Raw genomic sequence first — 14,793 nt, 5'->3', positions numbered from 1 at the left:
GTTATTCAACACGATGTTTGTCATTTTGTCAAAAATTAAAGGATTGAACACTCTCTGTGCTTATAATGCTCCAGAACTAATCACTTCCGCTGATTCCACAAAATCTAAGCGTTTTAATTGCTGAATAAGATCATCAAGATCACAAGTCATGCTTGTTACATCTAATGACAATGTAACATTCGCACGTCCCTGAATAGGGATTGTTTGATGAATCGTTAAGACATTACAATGTGTAATTGTCACAGTTTCTAAAAGCTTGGCAAGTGTTCCTTTTCTATCTTGAAGCTGTAAAAAGACTGTTAAAATGCGTTCCTGCACAATTGAATGAAAAGGAAAAACCGCATCACGATATTTGTAAAACGCACTTCGCGATAAATCCACCTGCTTTACCGCATCCCAAATGGAAGATACTGAACCACTTGATAGTAAGTGTTTCGCCTCCAAAGTTTTTTGCATTGCATCCGTTAAAACATCCTCACGAACTAAATAATATCGCTGATTCGCAACATTCTTCATACGCTTCCCCCTAAAACTCATGTCTTAATCGACAAATTCAAATTCAAACTCTTGTAGGCGTACTGTATCGCCATCTTGCGCTCCACGCTCACGCAGAGCCTCGTCCACACCCATTGCACGCAATTGACGAGCAAAACGACGTATACCATCCTCACGGCTAAAGTCTGTCATTTTAAATAAACGCTCAATTGCATAACCACTAATAATAAATGTACCATCATCATCACGTGTGATTTCGAAATCTTCACCTTTTGCCTCATGCTTGTACATTACGGTTGCGTCTGATTGCTCCTCTAGATCATCATATAGTGGGAATTCAGGCGTTACTTCTAATAGATCGGCAATGGCAAAAAGTAGCTCTTTTAAACCTTGACGTGAAACAGCAGAAATTGGGAAAATTTGAACGTCTTCTCCAACCTTCTGACGGAATGCTGTTAAATTCTCTTCTGCATCTGGCATATCCATTTTATTGGCTACGATAATTTGTGGACGCTCTGTTAAACGAAGATTATATTGTTTTAGCTCTTCATTAATTGTTAAATAATCTTCATATGGATCGCGGCCTTCCATCCCTGACATATCAATGACATGAACGATAACGCGTGTACGTTCGATATGTCGTAAAAATTGATGACCTAATCCAACTCCTTGATGTGCTCCCTCAATAAGCCCTGGTAAATCAGCCATCGCAAAGCTTCGATGGTCATCCGTTTCAATCATGCCTAAGTTCGGTACAATTGTTGTGAAATGATAAGCACCAATTTTTGGCTTAGCCGCGGAAACAACAGATAAAAGTGTTGATTTACCAACACTTGGGAAACCAACTAACCCTACATCTGCTAAAACTTTTAACTCTAATATAACATTTAATTCTTGTCCTGGCTCACCTTTTTCAGAAAGTTCTGGCGCCGGGTTGGCAGGTGTAGCAAAGCGAGAATTACCTCGTCCACCTCTGCCTGCTTTCGCAATAACTGCTCTTTGCCCATGCTCGACTAAGTCAGCAATAACGGCATTTGTTTCTTCATTCATAACCACTGTGCCTGGTGGTACTTTAACAATTAAATCCTCCGCATTTTTACCATGCATGCCTTTACTCATCCCATGCTCGCCACGAGGTGCTTTAAAATGGCGTTTATAGCGGAAATCCATTAATGTTCGTAAGCCCTCTTCTACTTCAAATACAACGTTACCACCGTGTCCACCATCTCCACCAGCTGGACCACCATTTGGTACATATTTTTCACGGCGAAAGGCTACCATACCATCTCCGCCATCGCCACCTTTAACATAAATCTTTACGTGATCGACAAACATTTAGTTCACTCCCTATTTGCACTCAAGACATATTGCCAGCGTGTAGTTGTCTGCTCAATTGTTTGAATGTCGAATTGTTTCAAACCTTTTTCGGTGAATGCATCAGCACTCCATAACCCATTTAGCGTGAATGTCACGGCAAATGTATGATCGTCAACACGTACATCAAGCGTTAGGATCTGCTCTGTAAATGGATCTAATGTATCATAAACATGCATAACTGTTTTGTTTAAATAATCTACAACTTCCTGATCAATATCATTGGTCACAGGCTTTTTTATCTCACCGCTTAGCTTCCAAGCTAATGATGGGTAACGCCATCCTGCTGTTTGAAGCCATTCAATTGTTTGTGGTAATTGTAGTCGATTGAGGATAGAAAATACTCGTAATTGTTCTGAATAATGTTGAATAAGTTTTTTCGATTCCTCGATTCTACCTAAATCTAAATTCATGCGAATCAGTTGCAGTTGATTCACATAATCATGATTTGCAAAACGTAATACTTCACTAATGGTTAGTGATTGATTGTTCATCCCATTCACTCCAATAAAGTTATCCTTACTAGTATAACAAGTTTTGCTGTATTTTTCCCTTAATTCTTTAATCAATTATACCTTGGTGTCATTGCGTCCAATCGGCTTTTTTGAAATTTAGCCAAAAAAAGGACTGCAATAAATGCAGTCCTCCGCTTTATGTTATCTTATAAAAGATTAAGCTTCTTGTGTTGTTGGATAAACAGATACTTGTTTGCGATCGCGACCTAAACGTTCAAATTTAACAACGCCGTCAACTTTAGCAAATAGTGTATCGTCACCACCACGACCTACGTTTGTACCTGGGTAAATTTTTGTACCGCGTTGACGGTAAAGAATTGAACCACCTGTTACGAATTGGCCATCAGCACGTTTTGCACCAAGTCGTTTAGACTCAGAGTCACGTCCGTTTTTAGTAGAACCTACCCCTTTTTTCGATGCAAAAAGTTGAAGGTCTAATGCTAATAATAATTTCATCGAGTTCCACCTCCTACTTGGTTGTAGTTGATTTGGATGTATTGTCCGTAATTTTGCACCATAGAATACACTTGGGCAGTCATTACTTGAACAATTAACTGTAGTTTTGCATCTACTTCAGGCTCTATGTCTGATGGTAAATCTACCTTGAGATAGCCTCCACCTTCAGCAGCTTGTTCGATTTCTGGCTGAATTTGTAATAATGCATAAATAGCATTCACTGTACCAATGGCTATAGTTGATGCTCCTGCACATACTAAATCCTTACCAGATTCATCATAACCAGCATGTCCTGAAAATTCGAATGCTGACACATGTCTATTTTCATCGTGATGAATCGTAACTTGTATCATTCGCTATACCTCACAATTAAGCGTTGATTGCTTCAACAACTAATTTTGTGTAAGGTTGACGGTGACCTTGTTTACGACGGTAGTTCTTTTTAGCTTTCAATTTGAAAACAACGATTTTTTTCGCACGGCCTTCTTTAACAACTTTAGCTGTTACAGTAGCACCTTCTACGAATGGAGCGCCAACTTTAACGTTTTCGCCACCTACGAATAAAACTTTATCAAAAGTTACAACCTCATCAGCTTCTACGCCTAATTTTTCAACATAGATTTCTTGACCAGCTTCTACTTTGACTTGTTTACCACCAGTTTCAATAATTGCGTACATTTTACTGCACCTCCTCTTAGACTCAGACTCGCCTGTTTCATAAGGTGATCTTACTAGACACTTAAACCTTTACAGAGCGGTTGTAGTAGCACGGGTGCTACAAACAATAACATTAAAATATTACCACACGAATTTTTTCAAGTCAATCTATTCATAACATATTTTTCAAAAGCAACTCGATATTTTCGATAACGCCATTCTTTCAATACTTGCAACCAAATAAATAAATTTATGATGGCTAAAAAAATAGATTGTGGCAAGAACTTGAAAGTGACAAGTAATAGTATAGTAGCTACGATGAATGATAACCAATAATATAGCTCTATCACGTGAGCTCTTGGATATTTTAAAAATAGGCAGGCTAACAATATCCTTCCACCATCTAACGGTATGATGGGTACAATATTGACAGCCAATAACACGAGTTGTACATTTATAAGCTTAGTAGCGAGTAAATCAGGCATAAAAAAAGCGAGGCCAATCCCAATAATCGTAGCGATTGGCCCTCCTAATGCAATCCATAGGAGTGACGAAGCTTGCACAACCGCTGGATTTTCAAATTGAATTTCTCCCCCGTATGGTGTAATTACGCAGGATTTCACCTTCACTCCACACATTACTGCCGCAACTAAGTGACCAGCCTCATGCCACAGTAAGGAAAACAGAATGATCGCGTAATAGGCTAACTGGCCACTAAAAATCATGACAAATACGAGAGGGATACACAGAAGATGTAATTTAATCCTCATTTGTCTCCGTCGTTTCAAGCCATTGTACAATTTGCTCTAAATCATAATGGGCATCTCCCTTTTCGATGGACACATAAAGTTGACCCGCTTCTTTCATGCCAATTAAATCATTTGCTTGAATAGATGTGTATGGTAGTTGAGCTAAACTATCTAACATACCATAGGAAACGGTTGTACCATCTTCATAGCTGATGGTCATGGTCTTACCTGTGTACTTTGTATGGCCAGTAAAAACGACTAATCCATTTTGACCAGCATAGATAGGTAAGCCAACATCATACTGCAATAGATAGCCTTCTTTAAATACTTGGGCATTCGCAAATGTTAAAAGATCTGCTTGCCCTACATCACTAGAAACCATGATGGTCTCTTTTTCTTTTTCGAACCAGCTTTGCCCGAGCTCACTTAAATACGTTAAATCAGCAGAGGTTGTAACAAGCTTCCGAACAGGTGTATCCACTACACCCTGGTCCTCTAAACGAATTACAAGCATGATCGCCGCCACAAGAAGTATCGTGACAAACCATTTCCATTTTTTAAACAAGCCCTCATCCTTTTTTCCTCACTATATGTGATTGCATGTCCAAACATGCACAAGAAAAAACCTTCTCGTACAATTGCACGAAAAGGTTTTAATTTATTTTGAGAAAAGGGCTTTAAGTTTTGAAAACATCCCTCTTTGCTCATCTTGTATAGCCATTAATGGCACTGATTCACCAAGAATACGACGGGCAATATTTCGATAGCCTAATGACGCTTTATTTGAGGGGTCCATTACAATTGGTTCACCTTTATTAGAAGATGAAATGACACCTTCACTGTCTATAATAATACCTAATAAATCAATAGATAAATGAGTTGTAATTTCATTGACATCCAGTGTGTCACCGCTCTTCATCATATGTTGTCGAATACGATTAATGATGAGTTTAGGTGCTGTTATCTCTTCCTGCTCCAGTAAACCAATAATACGATCTGCATCACGAACAGCAGAAATTTCAGGTGTTGTGACAACAATCGCATGATCTGCACCAGCAACAGCGTTACGGTAGCCTTGCTCAATTCCCGCTGGGCAATCGATTAATACATAATCATAGTCTCTTTTCAATTCCTCTACTAAGCTCTTCATTTGCTCAGGGGTAACAGCATTTTTATCTGTTGTTTGAGCAGCAGGTAATAAAAATAGTTTCTCATCTACGCGTTTATCCTTAATCAATGCTTGATGAATTTTACAGCGTCCTTCCACCACATCGACTAGGTCATAAATAATACGATTTTCAAGGCCTAAAATCACATCTAAATTACGTAGGCCAATATCTGTATCCACTAAACATACTTTTTTACCTTGTAGAGCCAATGCAGTCCCAAGGTTAGCCGTTGTCGTTGTTTTACCGACACCGCCTTTACCTGAAGTTATGACGATCGCTTCTCCCACACTAGCTTCCTCCCTTAGACACATTTAACAATGGTCGAATATTTTTTAAGGCATGAATTTGATCGTACGTAATGCGTCCATCGTAGCCAATAAATGCACAAGTCATTTCTACTTGATTAATCGCTTTTACATGTTCATCTGACATTACCTGAACTTGATCGGCAATCATGATATGCGTGGCTTCAAATCGAGATGCTGCAATGATTGCTTCTTTATTGCCTTGCATACCAGCATGTGCAATCCCTTTAAGTCTACCTAGGACATATACATTACCTCCAGCCTCAACACGACCGTTTGGATTGACATTTCCTATGATGGTAATATCCCCGGATGAACGCAGAATTTGTCCTGATCTGACCACTCCTATATATGTATCTTGTTGGCTTTCAAACATCTTCTGGTTGCTTTCGTGGACAGTCAGTACTTCACTTTGCACCTTCGATACAATAAGCTGTTCTGTTTCTTCTATAATTTTTATAAGTTCATTTAATTGTTCTTCAGTACAGTATCGATAGCCTAAGTATAATTGTACATCAACTTTACCATCGATACCGCCCTCTAAAACCTTATTCTTTAATTCTTCCACTAGTTCACCATACGCACATTGGTCGTCTAGGCGTAGTACAAAACCGTCCTTCGTTCCCTTCATATTAACTAACTGTTTTTTCATGAATGCCTCACCTCACGTTGTTCTTTGTTAAGAAACCTCACGTGCTCTCTGTAAGACACGCGCATTAATTAGATACTTGAAGGCCCACCCAAGAATCATTAAAAATAAAGCATTCGCAATGATTGTTGGTAGTAGTCGTGAACGTAAGAAATCCGCTAAAGGAATTGCTGTAAAATCGATTAGGAAAAAGAATTGATAGAGAATAAATTCTAAAATCGCTACTAGTATAACTGAAATTGTAGTTGTTACAACTAAGTGCTGATGTATAACTTTCACGATAGACCCTGCCAAAAAACATATAAGTGGATAAAGTACTGAATATAATCCAATAATATCAATGTAAAACACATCATACAAGACACCAAAAAAAAGTCCATACATTACCGCACGTTGACGGCTGTAATAGATGGATATAAAAATAAGGTATAAGATTAAAAAACGCGGTACCAGAAAATAGACTTCCCCTTTAATTTCAATCGGGGAAAGCATAGCAAATTCTGGTTCTAACAGGAATAGTAAAACCGCTACAGAGGGGATGAGAAATCGAACCATCACTCCGCCTCCTCTTCACTTGCCTCTTGCGGATTCGATAAATCCTCATTCGTTGCATTGCCATCTGATCCATCAATACTTGTGGATGTTCGCTTGGCAATCACAACATGCTCTAAAATTGAAAAATCAGCAGATGGTTTGACATACGCCATTTTCGTTAAACCAAAGTCATCTGTACTAACTTCCGTAATTTCTCCTATCGGCACTCCCTTAGGGAAAATACCACCAAGACCTGAAGAAACTACTTGCTCGCCTTCTTTCACCTTCATGCTAGAATCGATTCGCTTCATAATGAGTTCATTACGTTCTTCATCAAAGCCCTCGATTAAACCGTATGCTTCTTTTTCTCCTAGCACCATCGCGGAAACACGATAGTTTGGATTATTTGTATTTAAAAGCTCTACCTCAGATGTGAAAGGTGTAACTAGGGTAATTTTCCCCACTAACCCTTTCGCGGTCATAACTGCCATATTTTTTTTGACTCCATGAGAAGACCCTTTATCTAAAATAATTTTCTCTTCCCACTGGTCAGGATTTCTAGCAATCACTGTTGCTTGAATTGGATTAAATGCCTTTAAGCTCTCAGTTTTATCCAAAAGCTCTCGAAGCTTGTTATTCTCTGATTTTAAATCCGTAGCCTCAGCTTGTACAACTGCAAAATCTTCTAAGCGTGCTTTTAAACGTTTATTTTCTTCGTACGTGTTTAAGAGGGAGTCAATACTATTAAAAACACCATTAATATAATTCGCCGGCTTCGCAACAAGCGATTGTGCGAAACCGACAGTATCTTTAATAATTTGCTCTGGTAAAGTTGCATTCGTCCGATCACGTAATGAGAAGCTAATCAATGCCACAAGAAAAACCATGCCTATGAGCAGCAAAATTACTTTCTTATTGAAAAAAAAGTGTGGCATTGCCTAAACCTCCTTACCCTTTAACTTGTTGTTGACGAATTAAGTCGATATGATCTAATGCCTTACCTGTACCAATCGCTACACAGTCTAAAGGATCTTCTGCAATGAATACTGGCATATTTGTCTCTTGACTGATTACTTTGTCTAAGTTTGTTAGCAGTGCCCCACCACCAGTTAATACAATACCGCGCTCCATTACATCAGCAGATAATTCTGGAGGTGTTTGTTCTAATGTTTTACGAACACCGTCAATAATAGAGGAAACCGCTTCACGTAATGATTCAGAAATTTCCTGTGAAGAAATTTCAATTGTTTTCGGTAAACCTGTTAACAGGTCACGTCCTCTAATATCCATTCGTGCTTCTGGTCCTTCTGCCAATGCCGTACCAATTTCCATTTTTACGGCTTCCGCTGTACGTTCACCAATTGTTAAATTATACGTTTTACGGATATACGAAATGATGGATTGATCCATTGCATCACCACCAACACGTACAGATTCACTCGTTACAATACCACCTAAAGAAATAACGGCAACTTCTGTTGTACCTCCACCGATATCAACAACCATTGACCCTGTAGGATCCCATACAGGAAGATTTGAACCGATTGCTGCTGCAAATGGCTCTTCGATTGTGAACGCCTCTTTTGCACCTGCTTGTCGTGCAGCATCAATAACAGCACGCTGCTCCACTGAAGTAATACCATAAGGTACACAAATCATAACATTTGGTTTTTTCCAGTTGCCTCCAGAGTTTTTACATGCTTCTTTTAAATAATACTCAATCATTGCTGTTGTAATATCGAAGTCAGCAATAACGCCATCTTTCATTGGACGAATCGCTACGATTGAGCCAGGTGTTCGACCAATCATATTTTTCGCATCATTACCAACGGCAACAATATCCCCTGTTTTTGTATTTTTTGCTACAACTGAAGGTTCACGTAATACGATTCCCTTTCCTTTAATAAACACTAATGTATTCGCTGTGCCGAGGTCAATCCCGACATCTTTGCTTCCTAGTCCAAACAAATTGTGTACTCCCTTTCTATATAAGCCATACTTTCGTTGACATCCAATATATTTGACGACAATGTATAGGAAATTGAATTGTGTAAATACACAATTGACTCCTTTCAACGTCCATAACACCTGTCAAATTTTTTTATCTCCATCAGTTGGTAGTTTACACCTATGAAAAAACTACACACTCATTCACCTCACCACCAATTTTGATGGGAGTCCTCCCTGAATAAAGATAAAATTCATACCGTTCATTATAACGGAAAAACGCAAGAATTTGTAGTATCACATACTTCATCTCACAGAAAAGATACTATTTTAATTCCCTCTTAAACTAAAAATAGTACGTATAGATTAGCATATAATTTTTATTCCCATAAGACAATGTGTATCAGGCTACCAATTTTTGTGAAGATAATTGCTTTTCTATGAATACATTAACGTTATGTAAGAAAAAAGGTTCGCCAATATACCACAAAAAAATACAAAAATTTTATGACTGGTTATAATTAAGGTCATTTATAGTAATAGAATCTTCTATACAACAAAATGGATTCATCATAAAAAACTCTGCATATTGTATGCAGAGTTAAAAATATCCTTTTTCCTTTAAACTAATATATTGATGGTCGCCGATGATGACGTGATCAATTAACTCTATCCCTATAATATAGCCTGCTTCAACAATTCGCTTTGTTACTTCAATGTCCTCCGTGCTCGGTGTTGGCACCCCACTTGGATGGTTGTGGGCACATATAATAGAAGCGGCAGACCTTTTGACAGCTTCTCGAAATATTTCTCTAGGATGAACGATGGATGCATTTAAACTGCCAATGAAAATCGTTTGCTTATGAATAATTTGATTTTTTATATTTAAAAAAAGCACAACAAAATGCTCCTGATTAAGCGAGGTCATATCAGGCATTAAGTAAGTTGCTGCATCTTGTGGAGAACGTATTGTGAATTTCTCATCATTATGTTTTTGAGCCAGTCTTCTACCAAGTTCAACAGCAGCCATTAATTGAATGGCTTTCACCTCGCCTATTCCTTTAATAGCCATCATTTCTTCGATGGTTGCATGCTTCAAATGATGGAGTCGTTCAAAAACATTTAACACCCTATTTGCAAGAACAAGCACAGATTCTTCCTTTGTGCCTGTCCTCAATAAAATAGCGAGTAGCTCTTGATTCGATAAACTCTCAGCTCCTTGTCGTAATAGCCGTTCACGGGGACGATCCTCTATATTGACATCTCGTATCATCAAAGTTGGTAAAGCGTCTTCTAGCAAAAATATTCACTCCTTCGCAAATTGGACTATCTGTAGATCCACCAATTGCGAAAACAAAGTTGCAAGTGGTAAACCTACAACATTGTTATAATCTCCTTCAATTCTTTTAACTAATAGTGTACCAATCGTTTGAATGCCATAACCACCCGCTTTATCAAAAGGATCTCCTGAATCTACATAAGCTTCGATTAATTCCTGCGATAGACGGTGGAAAACAACTGTAGTCTCTTCCACAAAGGTCGTTTCCTTTCCATTCGGTTCGATTATAGCGACCGCAGTCATCACACTATGTTTGTTATTTGACAAACGTAATAAGTGAGAAATAGCTTCCTCACGCGTTTTAGGTTTATGTAGTAGCTCTTGATTGTAAACAACGATTGTATCTGCACCAATAATCGTGGCATTAGCTGCTTTTTTGGCTACATCACGCGTCTTCAATAAAGCTACTCCTTTTACATAATCCTGCATTGTATGAGCTTGTACACTTGTTTCTTCCACTTCACTTGTCAAGACTTCAAACGGGAGTGCTAGCATGTTAAGCAATTCCTTGCGCCTAGGGGAAGCAGAAGCAAGGACAAGCTTATGATTTGTTTTTAACATTATCTGATCATTCCTCCTTATCCTTATGATACAGAAGAATGCACAATTTGAAAATTTTCAAAAAAACAAGATAATGAAGATTTCATTATTATTTATTGTTAAAACTTCACTTGAAGACACGTATTTTTAGATTGGTAATGTGCAAAAACATGCAGACGAATGATGTTGATATCGTTGGAAATAGTAGAGGCCGCTGCGCCAATGGACTGCCAATCCTCAGGTAGCGTTGAGTCCTTGCCATTTTCCTTAAAATTTAATTTTGCGGCATTTTTATCTGCTAATGCAGTTGGTAGTTCTGCCAAGGTAGGTTCTTTACAGCTTTCACCACTGACGCTAAATGCCTTTTTAAAGGTTGCGGGGTCCTGTAAAAATTTTAGCTGACTTTCCTCCGTCACCATGCTTGTCCACACATAAAACTTGTCATCAACTTGAACGATCGCGCTCTCTTTTAAGGCAGGATACTCAGCAACAAATGAACTTGCGCTCTCATAGTTTGAATACACGCCAGCTTGGCTTGCATAAAACATCGATGCATTAGATGTATTGGTTGTCTCCCCGGCAGTTGGAATCGTTTCTGTTTGTGATTGATTATTTGCCACTTCACTACCATTTTTCTTTAAAGGTAACTGTGTGCTGGCTTGTAAAACGCCCAGAAAAATTGCTACACCTAATAGACCAACAAATCCACCAATAATCATTGCTCGAAATATTTGTTTTTTCATCACATGACTTACAATTTTCATTCAACTATCACCTCATCCTTCCACCTATCTATGCCAACATCATATGATATTATATGTACATTCCAAAGGGTAAATGCGAATTTATTATTTTTTGATACGGAACTCATTGCAATCCTAAATTTGCAGCCATAAAAAAACTAGGACTCACTATTAAGAGCCCTAGTTATTTCATTGTTTTAATCTATGACGAACCTCTGTTAATAAATATAACGAGCCTGCTACAATGGTTCTCTGCTGTCTATGTGATTGTGCCTGTATAAAGGATGCATAGTCAAGCAAGGTTGTTTTCGATGTTGCATGAGAAAGTTTGACCATTTGATGTGCTGGCATTGCTCGTGAATTAGCAAAATCGACGAAGTAAAAGTCATCACTCACCTGCTCTAGAATTCCGAGAATCTGCTCAACATCTTTATCTGCTAGTATGCCAACGACAAATGTTATCTGCTCATTTGGATATTCACACTGAATCGTTTCTATTAATTTTTCAGCACTTGCAGGATTATGCGCACCATCCAATATAACGAAAGGCATTATTTCTTCAAAGCGTCCCAAAATAGAGGCCTTTTGCACAGCTTGACGAATAGCTGTTTGATCAATAGACACGTCTAATTCTGACGCCACTTCAAAAAATGCTGTAATGGCGAGAGCCATATTGTTTCCCTGATGTGTCCCCTTCATAGAACGATTCAGGTTCGCAATTTGGAACTGCTGTACGTCATTCATATAGCTTTCTCCATCAGTTGTTTGCTTAATGGCAAAATGCTGACCTAATGCAAATAGAGTGGCTTTTTTTCGAACGGCTGCTGCATCCACAACTCGCTTCGCCTCATCAGGCAAATCACCAATAATAACTGGACGTTGTTGTTTAATAATACCTGCTTTATGGTGTGCAATGCTTTCAAGCGTATCCCCTAAAAACTTTGTGTGCTCTAAAGCAATACTTGGGATAATAGAGACAATAGGTGTTACCACATTTGTACTATCCAATAAACCACCCATTCCCGCTTCAATCAGCGCAATATCCACCTGCCCATTGACAAAATGTAAAAATGCCGCCACCGTCAGCAATTCAAAATTGGTTAGTTTGCCACTCAGCCCAGCCTCATGCATCTGTTGGAAAACTTGATCCATTTCAGCCTCTGTTATAGGTTGACCAGCTATTTGAATTTGGTCATGAACATCAACGATACATGGTGACATAAATTTGCCCACGCGTAAGCCATGTTCTTGTGCAATTGCCTCTAGAAATGTTAACGTAGAGCCTTTGCCATTTGTGCCCGCTAAGTGGACAACACGCAAAGTTTGCTCAGGATTACCTAAATATGATAAAGCCTCTTCAATCGCTGTAAGACCTGGTTTAATGATATCCTCACTTTTAACCTGCCATTTCTCTTTATAATGATCAAAGTTTGGGATCATCGTCCTTCCTCCTGTAGCCACTGTCGAGCTTGTGCTATAAAATATAATGAGCCTGTAATGACAACAATATCCTCTTTTTGGCGTTCTTGTAATACTGTTTGAAGGCTTTTTAGCCATTCTATATGAACCGTTTTATTTGCATGAGTCGACAACATCGCTAAGCTTTCAGCAGGCATTGCATTTGGTAGGTCTATTTGTGTAAAAGTGATCGAGGTGGCAACAGCATCCATTAGTTCTATACTGTTACCATGATCCTTATCTGCTAATGCCGCGTAAATAAAGTGATAATTGTTTCTTGGATAGACATTTTTTAGTGTTTGGATCAGAGCAGCTGTCCCTTCTGAATTATGAGCACCATCTAGCACAATTTGATTCGGCCATTGCTCAAAGCGGCCTGCCCATTGCGCACATTGTAGACCTTGACAAATAGAATCATCAGTAATGACAATTGCCCCCTGCTCACGTAATGTTAGTATGGCTGTGATGGCCAAACTTGCATTATTTATTTGATGTTGACCAGCCATTTTTAATGGTACATCCTTCATCAAGACATGAGCCTTTTCATATGTAAAGTGCTGATAGTCAGTGCTCTGCCAACTATTTGTCACTGTGAAGTCTTGTCCTAAAACAAAGCATGATGCATGTCGTTCCTCTGCAGTAGCTTTAATGACAGCCAATGCCTCCTCATTATGAACACCTACAACAACTGGTATGCCTTCCTTGATGATGCCAGCTTTTTCTGCGGCAACCTTTGCGAAAGTGTCGCCTAAAAAGGCTGTATGCTCTAACGAGATCGTTGTAATAATAGCTAAAAGCGGTGTTACGACATTTGTCGCATCCAAACGCCCTCCAAGCCCTGTCTCAATAAGCGCTATATCTACACCTTCATGTGCAAAATACTGAAACATAATGAGTGTAACTACCTCAAAAAAGCTTGGAAATTCACCATTGTAGTGTTCTTCTATAATTTTCGCAAGTTTATTGAAATAGTAGAGAAATTGCTCATCCGAAATTTGGTGGCCGTTAATGGTCATACGTTCATTAACTCGCTCTAAATGTGGAGACGTAAATGCCCCTACAGTGTAGCCTGCATGTTGAAGCATTTCTCTTAATGCGTTCACCGTAGAACCTTTACCATTTGAACCTGCTACATGGATTACTCTTAGCTTATTGTGAGGTTCATCTAAATGTCCTAGTACTTCCCGCATAAGGACAAGTGGCGCACGTTTATGATCAACTGCTTTTAATGTAAAAATAAATTTTGTACATTCGTTCATTGTGTTAAACAAAAGAAACACTCCTTCTTACTGCAATATCTTTATTTTAGTACAAGTAACGTTTAATAACATAGCAAAATGACAAAATACAAAAAACACGCAGCTAGCAACTGCGTGTTCGTATTAATATTATTTTAGTGTACTTTGTGAGCACATAATAAAGCACCCATATTATTTAAAATGGTTTTTGCATCACTATTTAATAATGGATGAACATCTGGGCGTTGCACTAAGTCAAAAGCATTTTTTAACGTTCTTTTTAGCATCGATATATCAAAATCTGAGCAATATTCATTAATTTTTTGGATCGTTAATAAATCTGTTCGTGATAATTTAGTGCTATCCTGTTGGGGATTACTATTTGCTAATATGTGCTTAATCAGGACACGGCCACTTGTATTCAATAAACGATAATACTTTGCTTCGGATAATTTTAAGAGATTCGTTTCGATCAATACTCTCGCGCTTACAAAGTCTAATTCATCACATGCTTTGTTGACTTTTGTAATAATGGTTGCAATATTTCCTGACATTCTCAACACCTCCATTGGCTCTTATTTTCTTTACTAATAAAGACTGTCTATCTAAAAAACCATCTATTTAG

19 protein-coding genes and 1 other annotated feature are annotated in these 14,793 nt (G+C 38.4%); all 19 genes read right to left on the bottom strand.

What is annotated here, in order from left to right:
* Positions 1–60: 60 nt before the first annotated feature.
* Positions 61–516: an ACT domain-containing protein gene (locus AAJG31_RS20870; RefSeq protein ID WP_004226679.1), complete on the bottom strand. Its 456-nt coding sequence runs from the start codon at positions 514–516 to the stop codon at positions 61–63.
* 24 nt (positions 517–540) lie between these two features.
* Positions 541–1,830 (bottom strand): GTPase ObgE, encoded by a 1,290-nt coding sequence (gene obgE / locus AAJG31_RS20865; protein WP_066036507.1) that lies wholly within the window; start codon positions 1,828–1,830, stop codon positions 541–543.
* Positions 1,831–1,835: 5 nt separating this feature from the next.
* The gene (locus AAJG31_RS20860; RefSeq protein ID WP_048395160.1) at positions 1,836–2,363 is read right to left on the bottom strand and encodes a Spo0B domain-containing protein; all 528 of its coding nucleotides are present in this window, start codon (positions 2,361–2,363) and stop codon (positions 1,836–1,838) included.
* A gap of 177 nt (positions 2,364–2,540) precedes the next feature.
* Entirely contained in the window at positions 2,541–2,840 is a 300-nt protein-coding gene (gene rpmA, locus AAJG31_RS20855; protein WP_016991892.1) for a 50S ribosomal protein L27, read from the bottom strand.
* The gene (locus AAJG31_RS20850) at positions 2,837–3,193 is read right to left on the bottom strand and encodes a ribosomal-processing cysteine protease Prp (RefSeq protein WP_016991891.1); all 357 of its coding nucleotides are present in this window, start codon (positions 3,191–3,193) and stop codon (positions 2,837–2,839) included. Before AAJG31_RS20850 ends, rpmA begins: the two co-directional genes overlap by 4 nt.
* Before the next feature lie 16 nt (positions 3,194–3,209).
* Positions 3,210–3,518 (bottom strand): 50S ribosomal protein L21, encoded by a 309-nt coding sequence (rplU, locus tag AAJG31_RS20845; RefSeq protein ID WP_004226667.1) that lies wholly within the window; start codon positions 3,516–3,518, stop codon positions 3,210–3,212.
* 14 nt (positions 3,519–3,532) lie between these two features.
* Positions 3,533–3,610 (bottom strand) — a sequence feature (ribosomal protein L21 leader region).
* Positions 3,611–3,655: 45 nt separating this feature from the next.
* Positions 3,656–4,267: a stage IV sporulation protein FB gene (locus AAJG31_RS20840; RefSeq protein ID WP_048395158.1), complete on the bottom strand. Its 612-nt coding sequence runs from the start codon at positions 4,265–4,267 to the stop codon at positions 3,656–3,658.
* Positions 4,257–4,811, bottom strand: a complete 555-nt coding sequence (locus tag AAJG31_RS20835; RefSeq protein ID WP_016991889.1) for a peptidoglycan DD-metalloendopeptidase family protein — start codon at positions 4,809–4,811, stop codon at positions 4,257–4,259. The genes AAJG31_RS20840 and AAJG31_RS20835 overlap by 11 nt, the downstream gene beginning before the upstream one ends.
* Before the next feature lie 93 nt (positions 4,812–4,904).
* Positions 4,905–5,702, bottom strand: a complete 798-nt coding sequence (gene minD, locus AAJG31_RS20830; protein WP_004226660.1) for a septum site-determining protein MinD — start codon at positions 5,700–5,702, stop codon at positions 4,905–4,907.
* 1 nt (position 5,703) lies between these two features.
* Positions 5,704–6,372 (bottom strand): septum site-determining protein MinC, encoded by a 669-nt coding sequence (minC, locus tag AAJG31_RS20825; protein WP_004226657.1) that lies wholly within the window; start codon positions 6,370–6,372, stop codon positions 5,704–5,706.
* 27 nt (positions 6,373–6,399) lie between these two features.
* A complete protein-coding gene (gene mreD / locus AAJG31_RS20820) occupies positions 6,400–6,924 on the bottom strand; it encodes a rod shape-determining protein MreD (protein ID WP_054550026.1) in 525 nt (174 codons plus the stop codon).
* On the bottom strand, positions 6,924–7,838 hold the full coding sequence (gene mreC, locus AAJG31_RS20815) for a rod shape-determining protein MreC (RefSeq protein ID WP_048395155.1): 915 nt from the start codon (positions 7,836–7,838) through the stop codon (positions 6,924–6,926). Before mreC ends, mreD begins: the two co-directional genes overlap by 1 nt.
* 13 nt (positions 7,839–7,851) lie before the next feature.
* Complete coding sequence (locus tag AAJG31_RS20810; protein ID WP_048395153.1) at positions 7,852–8,871, bottom strand: rod shape-determining protein; 1,020 nt, start codon at positions 8,869–8,871, stop codon at positions 7,852–7,854.
* 580 nt (positions 8,872–9,451) lie between these two features.
* A complete protein-coding gene (gene radC / locus AAJG31_RS20805) occupies positions 9,452–10,123 on the bottom strand; it encodes a DNA repair protein RadC (protein ID WP_175400705.1) in 672 nt (223 codons plus the stop codon).
* Positions 10,124–10,156: 33 nt separating this feature from the next.
* Entirely contained in the window at positions 10,157–10,750 is a 594-nt protein-coding gene (locus AAJG31_RS20800; RefSeq protein WP_066036508.1) for a Maf family protein, read from the bottom strand.
* Between the two features lie 98 nt (positions 10,751–10,848).
* A complete protein-coding gene (locus AAJG31_RS20795; RefSeq protein ID WP_004226648.1) occupies positions 10,849–11,493 on the bottom strand; it encodes a hypothetical protein in 645 nt (214 codons plus the stop codon).
* Positions 11,494–11,661: 168 nt separating this feature from the next.
* Positions 11,662–12,912, bottom strand: coding sequence for a bifunctional folylpolyglutamate synthase/dihydrofolate synthase (locus AAJG31_RS20790; protein WP_279495629.1), 1,251 nt, complete (start codon positions 12,910–12,912; stop codon positions 11,662–11,664).
* The gene (locus AAJG31_RS20785) at positions 12,909–14,189 is read right to left on the bottom strand and encodes a folylpolyglutamate synthase/dihydrofolate synthase family protein (RefSeq protein ID WP_279495630.1); all 1,281 of its coding nucleotides are present in this window, start codon (positions 14,187–14,189) and stop codon (positions 12,909–12,911) included. Before AAJG31_RS20785 ends, AAJG31_RS20790 begins: the two co-directional genes overlap by 4 nt.
* A 134-nt stretch (positions 14,190–14,323) precedes the next feature.
* Positions 14,324–14,722, bottom strand: coding sequence for a hypothetical protein (locus AAJG31_RS20780; protein WP_279495631.1), 399 nt, complete (start codon positions 14,720–14,722; stop codon positions 14,324–14,326).
* Between the last annotated feature and the right edge of the window lie 71 nt (positions 14,723–14,793).

The sequence above is a fragment of the Lysinibacillus sp. BS3 genome, assembly GCF_039614735.1.
Classification (GTDB): domain Bacteria; phylum Bacillota; class Bacilli; order Bacillales_A; family Planococcaceae; genus Lysinibacillus; species Lysinibacillus capsici.
Note: the sequence above shows the minus strand (reverse complement) of the source record. Positions and strands in the feature narration are given on the sequence as shown.